This window comes from Sinomonas sp., assembly GCF_036848755.1.
GTDB lineage: Bacteria > Actinomycetota > Actinomycetes > Actinomycetales > Micrococcaceae > Sinomonas.
This window is the reverse complement of sequence record NZ_DAIUJO010000122.1, coordinates 1-10,065: the sequence shown is the minus strand read 5'-3', so window position 1 is coordinate 10,065 and position 10,065 is coordinate 1. Positions and strand designations below refer to the sequence as shown.

The 10,065-nt window shown below is 68.9% G+C and carries 10 protein-coding genes and 1 tRNA gene; 10 read left to right on the top strand and 1 reads right to left on the bottom strand.

The genetic code is table 11. From position 1 onward, the window contains the following. The 8 genes from V7053_RS15850 to der all read left to right on the top strand — a co-directional run. Positions 1-791, top strand: a 791-nt coding sequence (locus V7053_RS15850) for a cation:dicarboxylate symporter family transporter (protein ID WP_334173235.1), incomplete at its 5' end; no start/stop codon positions are given. A gap of 202 nt (positions 792-993) precedes the next feature. After that, positions 994-1,893: a ParA family protein gene (locus V7053_RS15845; protein ID WP_334173234.1), complete on the top strand. Its 900-nt coding sequence runs from the start codon at positions 994-996 to the stop codon at positions 1,891-1,893. Beyond that, positions 1,880-2,776 carry a segregation and condensation protein A gene (locus tag V7053_RS15840; protein ID WP_334173233.1) on the top strand — a complete coding sequence of 299 codons (897 nt, stop codon included), beginning with the start codon at positions 1,880-1,882 and terminating at the stop codon, positions 2,774-2,776. Before V7053_RS15845 ends, V7053_RS15840 begins: the two co-directional genes overlap by 14 nt. After that, positions 2,766-3,317: an SMC-Scp complex subunit ScpB gene (gene scpB / locus V7053_RS15835; protein WP_334173232.1), complete on the top strand. Its 552-nt coding sequence runs from the start codon at positions 2,766-2,768 to the stop codon at positions 3,315-3,317. The genes V7053_RS15840 and scpB overlap by 11 nt, the downstream gene beginning before the upstream one ends. Before the next feature lie 215 nt (positions 3,318-3,532). Then, on the top strand, positions 3,533-4,567 hold the full coding sequence (locus tag V7053_RS15830; RefSeq protein ID WP_334173231.1) for a pseudouridine synthase: 1,035 nt from the start codon (positions 3,533-3,535) through the stop codon (positions 4,565-4,567). Between the two features lie 3 nt (positions 4,568-4,570). Beyond that, entirely contained in the window at positions 4,571-5,671 is a 1,101-nt protein-coding gene (locus tag V7053_RS15825) for a prephenate dehydrogenase (protein ID WP_334173230.1), read from the top strand. 53 nt (positions 5,672-5,724) lie between these two features. Continuing rightward, positions 5,725-6,435 (top strand): (d)CMP kinase, encoded by a 711-nt coding sequence (gene cmk, locus V7053_RS15820; protein WP_334173236.1) that lies wholly within the window; start codon positions 5,725-5,727, stop codon positions 6,433-6,435. Between the two features lie 33 nt (positions 6,436-6,468). Then, a complete protein-coding gene (der, locus tag V7053_RS15815; protein ID WP_334173229.1) occupies positions 6,469-8,004 on the top strand; it encodes a ribosome biogenesis GTPase Der in 1,536 nt (511 codons plus the stop codon). Between the two features lie 79 nt (positions 8,005-8,083). Here der and V7053_RS15810 read toward each other — a convergent pair whose 3' ends face one another. Then, positions 8,084-9,184: an ABC transporter permease gene (locus V7053_RS15810; protein ID WP_334173228.1), complete on the bottom strand. Its 1,101-nt coding sequence runs from the start codon at positions 9,182-9,184 to the stop codon at positions 8,084-8,086. Positions 9,185-9,296: 112 nt separating this feature from the next. Here V7053_RS15810 and V7053_RS15805 point away from each other — a divergent pair, with 112 nt between their 5' ends. Further along, positions 9,297-9,893 carry a TetR/AcrR family transcriptional regulator gene (locus tag V7053_RS15805; RefSeq protein ID WP_334173227.1) on the top strand — a complete coding sequence of 199 codons (597 nt, stop codon included), beginning with the start codon at positions 9,297-9,299 and terminating at the stop codon, positions 9,891-9,893. 113 nt (positions 9,894-10,006) lie between these two features. Next, positions 10,007-10,065, top strand: a tRNA-Pro gene (locus V7053_RS15800).

Below are 10,065 nucleotides of genomic sequence, written 5' to 3'. Positions count from 1 at the left end.
TCATGGTCGCGTTCTACATCACGTGCATCCTGTTCGTCGTCGTCATCCTCGGCACGCTCCTGCGCGCCGTCGGCGGCGTCAACATCTTCAAGCTCATGAAGTACCTCTCCCGCGAGTACCTCATCATCGTCTCGACCTCGTCCTCCGAGGCTGCGCTGCCGCGGCTCATCGCCAAGATGGAGCACCTCGGCGTGTCCAAGCCCGTCGTCGGCGTGACGGTCCCGACCGGCTACTCGTTCAACCTCGACGGAACGGCGATCTACCTCACCATGGCCTCGCTGTTCATTGCGACGGCGATGGGCCAGCCGATGAACGTCGGCGAACAGATCGGGCTGCTCGTCTTCATGATCATCGCGTCGAAGGGCGCGGCGGGCGTGAGCGGCGCCGGCCTCGCGACCCTCGCAGGCGGCCTCCAGTCGCACGCGCCGCAGCTCGTGGGCGGTGTCTCGTTCATTGTCGGCATCGACCGCTTCATGTCCGAGGCACGTGCCTTGACGAACTTCACGGGAAACGCCGTCGCGACCATCCTCATGGGCGTGTGGACCCGCGAGATCGACCGTCCGCGAGTCCGCGAGGTCCTCTCGGGCCGCCTTCCGTTCGACGAGACCACGATGCTCGCGGACCACGATGACGAAGGCGCGCCTGCGGGCACGGGCTCGCCTGCGGTCACGCGCTCGCCTGCGGTCACGCACGCGCCTGTGGGCCCGGGCTCGCCTGAGCAGGGCGGCGACGACGCCGCGGCCTCCGGTGCGACGCCGGGTCACCAGCTGCCCGAGCCCACCCGCGTCTGACCCCCGTTGCGCCGTCACCTCCGCAGGGTCTCGACCCTGCGGAGGTGACGGCGCAAGGCGTTGGGGAGGAAACATTGAGCCTCTACTTGAAGGTAAAGGCTCACCCGAGGGTATGTGTCAAGGTCCCCGGGATGCGTGTCGTGCGCGTGTAGGGTGGGGTCTCAGGAAGCCGCAGACAGCGATTCGAAAGTGTGGATGGATAGTGAGCACAGAGCAGAGCTCGGCGACTCTGGACGGCATCACCGAAGACCTCACCGACGTCGTACTCGGCCCCACGGGCCGCCCCGAACGCGAATACCCCGTGCCCGCTCCGCTCGAAACCCATGGGCCCTCCCGCATCATCGCGATGGTCAATCAGAAGGGCGGGGTCGGCAAGACGACTTCGGCCATCAATCTGGCCGCAGCGCTCGCGGAGTACGGACGGCGGGTCCTCATCGTCGACTTCGATCCCCAAGGCGCCGCGTCTGCCGGCCTGGGGACGAACCCACATGAGCTGGACCTCACGGTCTACAACGTCATGATGGACCGCCACGTCGACATCCGCGACGCGATCCGCAAGACCGAGATCGAGAACCTCGACCTGCTGCCAGCGAACATCGACCTTTCCGCTGCAGAAGTCCAGCTCGTCACCGAGGTGGCCCGCGAGCAGGTCCTCGCCAGCGCACTCCGCAAGGTCGAGAACGACTACGACCTCGTCATCATCGACTGCCAGCCCTCCCTCGGCCTCTTGACCGTGAACGCTCTCTCGGCGGCGCACGGGGTCATCATCCCGCTCATCTGCGAGTTCTTCGCCTTGCGTGCCGTCGCCCTCTTGGTCGAGACGATCGAGAAGGTCCAGGACCGGCTCAACCCGCGGCTCGTCGTCGACGGCGTCCTCGCCACGATGTACGACTCGCGCACCCTGCACAGCCGCGAAGTGCTCGCGCGCCTGATCGAGGCTTTCGGGGACAAGGTCTTCGACTCGGTCATCAAACGCACCATCAAGTTCGCCGACGCGACCGTCGCGGCCGAACCGATTACCCGCTACGCGACGACCCATGCGGGCGCGGAAGCGTACCGGCGGCTCGCGCGCGAGCTTGTGGCCCGCGGTGGAGCACCCTAGCGAGCTGACCGGCGGCGAACCCGCCACGGGCTTCGAAGTCCGGCTCGACAACTTCACCGGTCCGTTCGACGCCCTCCTCGGGCTCATCGCCAAGCGTCGCCTCGACATCACCGAAGTCGCGCTTGCCACCGTGACCGACGACTTCATCGCGTACATCCGGGCGATGCAGGACCGCGGCGAGGAGTGGGAGCTCGACGAGGCGAGCGAATTCCTCGTGATCGCGGCGACGCTGCTCGACCTCAAAGCGGCGCGGCTGCTCCCGCAGGGTGCGGTCGAGGACGAGGAGGACGTGGCGCGGCTCGAGGCTCGCGACCTGCTGTTCGCGCGCCTGCTCCAGTACAAGGCGTTCAAGGAGATCGCGACGATCTTCGGGGAGACGCTCGACGCTGAAGGGCGCCGCTTCCCGAGGACGGTGAGCCTCGAGCCGGCGTTTGCCGCGCTCCTGCCCGAGCTCGTGTGGCAGCACACCCCGGAGCAGTTCGCGGCCCTCGCCGCGAAGGCGTTCGCCCCCAAGGAGGCGCCGCCGTCGGAGGTCGGCCTCGCGCACCTCCACGCTCCGGCCGTGAGTGTGCGCGAGCAAGCCGCGATCCTTGGCGAGCGCTTGCGCTCAGGCGGGCCCCAGAGCTTCCGGGCGCTCACGGCCGACGCCGATTCGCGCCTCATGATTGTGGCGCGATTCCTCGCGCTGCTCGAGATGTTCCGCGACCGCGCCGTCGCCTTCGAGCAGGCGGCGCCGCTCGCGGACCTGAGCGTGCGCTGGACGGCGGGGGAGGACTGGAGCGCAGATCGCCTGAGCGAGGAGTACGACGACGGAGGCGAGCCGAGCGCTGGGGGCGAGCCGGGCACCGTGGATGAGGTAGAGGAGACGCAGCATGCAGGGTAATCCGAACGCGGCCGCTCTGGAGGCGGTGCTCATGGTCGTCGACGAACCCGTGAGCGCGACTGACCTGGCAGCGACGCTCGATCTTCCCCAACCTGAGGTCGAGGAGCTCCTTGCCGGTCTGGCCGCCGAATACGACGCTGAGGGCCGCGGTTTCGAGCTCCGTCCAGTGGCCGGGGGGTGGCGGTTCTATTCGAGGCCCGACTTCGCCGAGGTCGTCTCGAGATACGTTCTGGAGGGCCAGACGTCGCGGCTGACGCAGGCGGCCCTCGAGACGCTCGCCGTCATCGCCTACCGGCAACCCGTGGCCCGCTCGCGGGTGGCGGCGATCCGCGGGGTCAATGTGGACTCCGTCGTGCGTACGCTTGTCACTCGCGGGCTCATTGAGGAAGCCGGGACGGACCCGGAGTCCGGCGCCATCCTGTACCAGACGACGTCGTACTTCCTGGAGCGGCTCGGCATCGGCTCGGTCTCCGAACTTCCGCAGCTCTCACCCCACCTGCCGGGACTCGACGACTTGGCAGCCATCGAACTCGAGCAGTGAGGCGCGGCCGTGTGCGACCGGTCGCTCACCCTAGCCTGGAACTTTGATCGGGTGCAAATTCATCTTAGGCAATCGGCACTCCCCAAGTGCGGCGTGGGTCACGCCCGTCCGGAGCGTGGAGTGCCGATCCGGTATCGTAGTTCGGGGCCTATTGCCCCGGTCCGCGCGTCGTCGCGGGCCTGATTCTCCACATTCAACACACTTGAGGCCAGGTCATGACACAGGCGGGACGCCAGGGTTCACCACGCAACAGGGGGCAACGCCCCACTCAGAAGAGCAGCGGAGCCCAGAGCAATTCTGGATCGTTCGGGGGCCGCGGGAATGCCGCCCGTGGCGGCGCCAAGGGTGCGCCGAAGGGCTCCCAGCGCAAGCGCGGCGAGCGTCCTCAGCCCAAGGGAACCGGCGCTGCTCCGTTCGCCAACGAGCGCTTCGGCCGCAACCTCGGCGCCGTCCAGCGCCCTGAGCGGAAGAACCCGGCTCCGCTGCCGCAGCACAAGCCCCGGACGCGGGCCGAGATGAACGAGGAAGGCATTCGCCTCCAGAAGGTCATGGCGAATGCGGGCGTCGCGTCGCGTCGCGTCTGCGAGGAACTCATCGAGCAGGGCCGCGTCGAGGTCAACGGCCAGATCGTGACTGAGCTCGGCAGCCGGGTCAACCCCGAGACCGACGTCATCCACGTGGACGGCGTTCGGGTCCAGCTCAACGAGAATCTCGTCTACATGGCGTTCAACAAGCCGCGCGGAGTGGTCTCCACCATGGACGACCCCGAGGGCCGCCCGTGCATCTCGGACTACCTCCGCGCCGGCACACCGGAGCGGCTCTTCCACGTCGGCCGCCTGGACACCAACACCGAGGGCCTCCTTCTCCTCACGAACGACGGAGAGCTGGCCAACCGCCTCTCCCACCCCTCCTATGAGGTGCCCAAGACGTACGTCGTGCAGGTGCGCGGCCCGATGCCGCACGGGGTGGGGGCGCAGCTGCGCCGGGGCATCGAGCTCGAGGACGGGCTAGCGAAGGTGGACTCCTTCAAGCTCGTCGACTCGACGCCGGGCTTCGTCCTGGTCGAGGTCGTGCTGCATTCGGGCAAGAACCGGATCGTCCGCCGCATGTTCGACGCGGTGGGCTTCCCGGTCCAGCGGCTCGTCCGCGCGAAGATCGGACCGATCGGTCTCGGCGACCAGAAGCAGGGCACCGTTCGGAAGCTCGGCAAGCAGGAAGTCGGGCATCTCATGGCGGCTGTGGGGCTCTAGAGGATGGCCCCGACGCACTTGGGCGGTCCCGTCGTCGTCATCGGCACAGGCCTCCTCGGCACGAGCATCGGGCTCGGGCTCGAGCACCGTGGCGTCCCCGTCTTCCTTGAGGATCCCTCGCCGACGCACCAAGCCGTCGCCGTCGACATCGGTGCAGGCCGCCCGGTGGCGGAGCTCGAGGCCGACCGCGGCGCGGAGCCGCAGCTCGTCGTCGTCGCGGCGCCGCCGGACGTGACCGCCGACGTCGTCGAGCGCGCGCTTGCCCGGTGGCCGCGCGCCGTCGTCGTCGACATAGCGAGCGTGAAGTCCGCGATCCTGGCCGAGCTGCGCAGCCGCTCCGTCGACCTCTCCCGCTACGTCGGCACCCACCCGATGGCGGGCCGCGAGAAGTCCGGTCCCGTCGCAGCCCGCGGCGAGCTCTTCACCTCGATGCCGTGGGTCGTGTGCGCTCACCAGGCCGCTTCGGACGACGCCGTGCGCCTCGCCAAGGCACTCGGCGCTGACCTCGGCGCCCTGGTGATGGAGTTCGACGCCGACGAGCACGACGAGGCCGTGGCGCTCGTGAGCCATCTCCCGCAGGTCATGTCCTCGCTGCTCGCGAGCCGGCTCCAGGGCACGGACCTGCGGTTGCTCTCGCTCGCCGGGAACGGACTGCGGGACACCACGCGGATCGCGGCGAGCGATCCGGACCTGTGGATCCAGATCCTCGGCGCGAATGCGGACAAGCTCGTCAAGCACCTCTACGGGGTGCGGGAGGACGTCGAGCGGCTCATCGGCACCCTTGAGGACCCGACGGCGCCCGGCGCACGCCTGGACCTCGCACAGCTCATGAGCGAGGGCAACGCCGGCCAGGCCCGCATCCCGGGCAAGCACGGGGGGCCACCGCAGGCATTCGCGTGGCTGACGGTGCTCGTCGACGACCGGCCAGGACAGATCGCGAAGCTGCTCACCGAGATCGGTGAGATCGGCGTGAACCTTGAGGACCTGCGCCTCGACCATTCGTCGGGGCGGAACGTGGGCATGGTGGAGATCTCCGTGCTCCCGAGCAAGCATGATGAGCTGATAGCGGAACTGGAGGAGCGGGGATGGCGGGTGCTGCAGTGACGGAATTCAGCTCGTCGAGCACGGCGAGGGGCACAAGCGTGCGCTACACGCCAATGCCGGGGGAGGAGCCGCTTCGCGTCGGCCGCCCGCTCGTCGTCGCGATCGACGGACCGTCCGGCTCGGGCAAGTCCAGCGTGTCGAAGGAGGTCGCGCGCCGACTGCGCCTCTCGTACTTGGACACCGGTGCGATGTACCGGGCGGTGACTTGGGACTGCCTCGACCGCGGGCTCGACCTCACGGACAGCGCCTTGGTCGAGGCGTCTGCCCGAGCGCTCGACCTCGAGCTGAGCACGAGTGCCGACGACGAGAGCGTTTCCGTCCGCGGCCACGATGTCACCGAGCAGATCCGCGAGCCGCGGATCTCACAGTCGGTCAGCGCCGTCGCGACAAATCTCGGCGTCCGCAATGAGCTCATCCGGCGTCAGCGAGCCCTTATCGCCGCCCACGGACGCCGCATGGTCGTCGAGGGTCGCGACATCACGACCGTGGTCGCGCGCGACGCCGAAGTCCGGCTCCTCCTCACGGCATCCGAAGAAGCACGCATGCGACGCCGTGGGCTCCAGCTCGGCGGCACGCAGACGGCCGAGGACCTGCGCGAGCAGGTGGTCGCGCGAGACCTGAAGGACTCCACCGTCGCGAGCTTCACCCAGGCCGCCGACGGCGTATACACCGTCGATTCGTCAGACCTTGACTTCGAGGAGACCGTCGAGGCGGTCCTCGCGGTCGTACACGCGGCGGTTGCCGCACCCCAGGCCGGGCACTGACCCGCCGTTCGACATCAACGAAGGAGAATCAGCATGAGCGACGCCTTGGGCGACATCGCCGCTGAAGAGTACGAGCCTCAGGGCTCCGACCAGATCGCCGAGCACCTCGCGGCGCTGGACGACGACGAAGCCGAGCAGCGCGCCGCAGCTCTCCGTGCCGGGCTCGAGGACTACGAGCTCGACGACGAGGACGCACGGCTCCTTGCCGAGGAGGGCGAGGACTGGGACGCCGACGCGCCCACCCGCATGGACCCGGTCCTCGCGATCATCGGCCGCCCCAACGTGGGCAAGTCGACGCTCGTGAACCGCATCCTCGGACGGCGCGAAGCCGTGGTCGAGGACGTGCCCGGGGTGACCCGCGACCGCGTCTCCTACCCGGCCGAATGGAGCGGGCGGAAATTCACGCTCGTGGACACCGGCGGTTGGGAACACGACGCGCGGGGCATCCACGCGTCCGTGGCCGAGCAGGCCGAGATCGCAGTGAGCATGGCGGACGCCGTGCTGTTCGTCGTCGATTCGACGGTGGGGGCGACGGCGACCGATGAGGCCGTCATGCGCATGCTGCGCAAGTCGAAGAAGCCCGTCCTCCTCGTCGCGAACAAGGTGGACGACTTCGTCCAGGAGGCCGATGCGTCCGTCCTGTGGGGCCTCGGGTTCGGCCAGCCGTATCCCGTTTCGGCCATGCACGGCCGCGGGGTCGCCGACCTCCTCGACGCGGCTGTGGAGGTCCTGCCCGAATTCTCGGCGATCGCGGGACTCGAGCGCACGGGCGGCCCCCGCAGGGTCGCGCTCATCGGGCGGCCGAACGTGGGCAAGTCCTCGCTCCTGAACAAGCTTGCGGGTTCCGAGCGCGTCGTCGTCAATGAGCTCGCCGGCACGACGCGTGACCCCGTCGACGAGTTCATCGAGCTGGGCGGCCGTGTGTGGCGCTTCGTCGACACCGCGGGGATCCGCCGTCGCCAGCACATGGCCAAGGGCGCCGAGTACTACGCGTCCCTGCGGACGCAGGCCGCCCTCGAGAAGGCGGAGGTCGCCGTCGTCCTTCTCAGCGCCGACGAGGTGCTGGCCGAGCAGGACGTTCGCATCATCAACCTCGCCATCGAGTCGGGCCGCGCGCTCGTCATCGCGTTCAACAAGTGGGACCTCATGGACGACGAGCGTCGCCGCTGGCTCGAGCGCGAGATCGAGAAGGACCTCGCACACGTCGAGTGGGCGCCGCGGGTGAACCTCTCGGCGAAGACGGGCTGGCACCGCGATCGCCTCGTCCCCGCGCTCGACAAGGCCCTCGCCGGATGGGACACGCGAATCCCGACGGGCAAGCTCAACGCTTTCCTCGGCGAGCTCGTGGCCGCGCACCCGCACCCGGTGCGGGGTGGGAAGCAGCCCCGCATCCTCTTCGGCACCCAGGCCCAGAGCCGGCCGCCGAAGTTCGTCCTCTTCACCTCCGGCTTCCTCGACCCGGGCTATCGCCGCTTCATCACCCGGCGGCTGCGGGAGACGTTCGGCTTCGAGGGCACGCCGATCGAGATCAGCATGCGGGTTCGGGAGAAGCGTTCGCGGAAGAAGTAGCCGAGAGCGCGTATGACGCCGGGGCCGGTCGCCTTTCGCTGGAAGGCGACCGGCCCGGCGTCGTCTGTCTTCGCGAAGGCTAGACCTCGACGGCCGCGGGCTGGTTGCGGAAGTGCCCGACGGCGATGAACAGCGCGCCGGCGACCGCCCACCCGGCGAGCACGAGCCACGGGAACATCGTGTCCGCCGACGGGAAGTAGGAGAGCTCGCGGAGCAGCGTCCCTGATGCGCCGGGCACGAACCACTGGCCCACGTCGCCCCACGGCGCGGGCAGGAACTCCTTCGGCTGCGTGAGCGAGGAGAGGGGGTTTCCGATGAACATCGTGATGACTGCGCCGATCACGAGCCCTGCACGGCCGATGAGCGCGTTGAGGCCCGCGATGACGGCTGCGGTCGCGGCGATCCCGAGACCGATCGCGCCCGCGTTGACCCAGTAGCCCGACTGCAGGATGTGGAACCAGTTCTGGAGGATGGCGGCGAGTCCGAGGCCGCCGGCCGCTCCGTACGCGGTGACCGCGACGAGGCGGCGCCACGTGCCGGAGACGAGGAGTGAGATGAGCACGCCGCCGATGATCCCTCCGATCACGAGGGGGAGGCCGGCGACTGCGAGTCCGGTGCCGCGGGGGTCGTCGGAGGAGAGCGGGACGACGTCCGTGACCCGGACGGTCGGCGTCGCGGCCTGGGCACCTGTCTGCGGGGACTGAGCGCGCTGCTGGGCCTGCTGGAGCGCCTGCTTGAGCTGCGCGATGACCTGCTGCTCGATCTGCCCCTGCATCTGGGAGCCCAGCTGTGTGAGTGCTTGCGATGCGACAGGGCTCGCGGCGCTCGAGACGAGGATCTCGGGCGAGGATCCGAGCACGATCGCGCCGTAGACCTCGCGTCGCTCGATCTGGCCGATCGCGTCGTCGCGGCTTGAGGCCGTGCGGAGTTCGAGTGCGCCCGCCGGCGCCTTCGACGTCACCTGCGCGACCTGATCGGCGCTCCCGACCGCCGCGATCGGCAGGTTCTGGACCTTCGCGGTGACGCTGGGCCACGCGAAGGCGAGGAGCACGAGGCAGACGATGGTCGCGGCGAGCACCGCCGCGCCGAGGGACGCGGCCCACGGGGTATGCCGGCCGCTGCGGGTCTCGGCCCGGTGGGTGGTGTGCCCTGGGGGATGGACGACGGTCTCGGCGGTCATGGCCGGTCCTCTCAACGAATGAAGCTTAGAAAAACGAATGCTCATTCACTATTGTGCTCCTGGGGGATACTCTGTCAAGAACGGCCATTCGTTCTTCTGGGTGAGGTGGGTCATGCCAAAGGTCAGCGAGGAGCATCGGGAGGCCATGCGGCAGCGCATCCTGGATGCCGCGCTCGCGTGCGTGGCGCGCAAGGGTTTCTCCGCGGCGTCGATGGCGGACATCGTCGCGGAGGCGGGGCTGTCCGCTGGGGCCGTGTATCTGTACTACAAGGGCAAGGAGCAGCTCACGGTCGACGTCGGGCGGCGAGTGCTCGAGGACCGGCTCGCCATCCTCGAGGTGCTCGGGAGGGCGCGCCCCGTCCCGCCGCCCTCCCAGGTCATCCCAGAGATGATGGCTGGGCTGCCCAAGACCCAGTTCTTCCCCGGGATCGCACTGCAGGTGTGGGGCGAGGCCGTGCACCACGACGAGCTCGCGGGGGTTGCCCGGCAGATCATCGGGGACGTCACCGGTCACATCGCGGCGTATCTGCAGAAGTGGCTGCAGTCGACCCGCGGGCTTGACCCCGACGCCGCCGCGGCGGAGGCAGCGCGGCTGGCCCCCGCCGTCGTCGGCCTTGTCCAGGGGTACATCGTGCAAGTCGCGTTCGCCGGCGGGGACATCGGGGAGAGGTACCTCGAGTCCGCCCGCGGGGTGCTCGAAAGGCTCTGATGGGGGCTCCCCCTGGGGGCTTCCGATTCGCGATCAGGCACCCCTTCGTATATGCTGAAGCGGTTGCTTGAACGGGCGCCACAAGCGAGAACGGGCAGGCACTTTCGGGCTGTAGCGCAGCTTGGTAGCGCACTTGACTGGGGGTCAAGGGGTCGCAGGTTCAAATCCTGTC

Bases quoted from the DNA above. Each gene is read 5' to 3' on its own strand.
- V7053_RS15825 (WP_334173230.1), top strand. From the start codon at position 4,571: ATGGCCCCGACGCACTTGGGCGGTCCCGTCGTCGTCATCGGCACAGGC.
- V7053_RS15810 (WP_334173228.1), bottom strand. From the start codon at position 9,184: ATGACCGCCGAGACCGTCGTCCATCCCCCAGGGCACACCACCCACCGG.
- der (WP_334173229.1), top strand. From the start codon at position 6,469: ATGAGCGACGCCTTGGGCGACATCGCCGCTGAAGAGTACGAGCCTCAG.
- scpB (WP_334173232.1), top strand. From the start codon at position 2,766: ATGCAGGGTAATCCGAACGCGGCCGCTCTGGAGGCGGTGCTCATGGTC.
- cmk (WP_334173236.1), top strand. From the start codon at position 5,725: ATGCCGGGGGAGGAGCCGCTTCGCGTCGGCCGCCCGCTCGTCGTCGCG.
- V7053_RS15805 (WP_334173227.1), top strand. From the start codon at position 9,297: ATGCCAAAGGTCAGCGAGGAGCATCGGGAGGCCATGCGGCAGCGCATC.
- V7053_RS15830 (WP_334173231.1), top strand. From the start codon at position 3,533: ATGACACAGGCGGGACGCCAGGGTTCACCACGCAACAGGGGGCAACGC.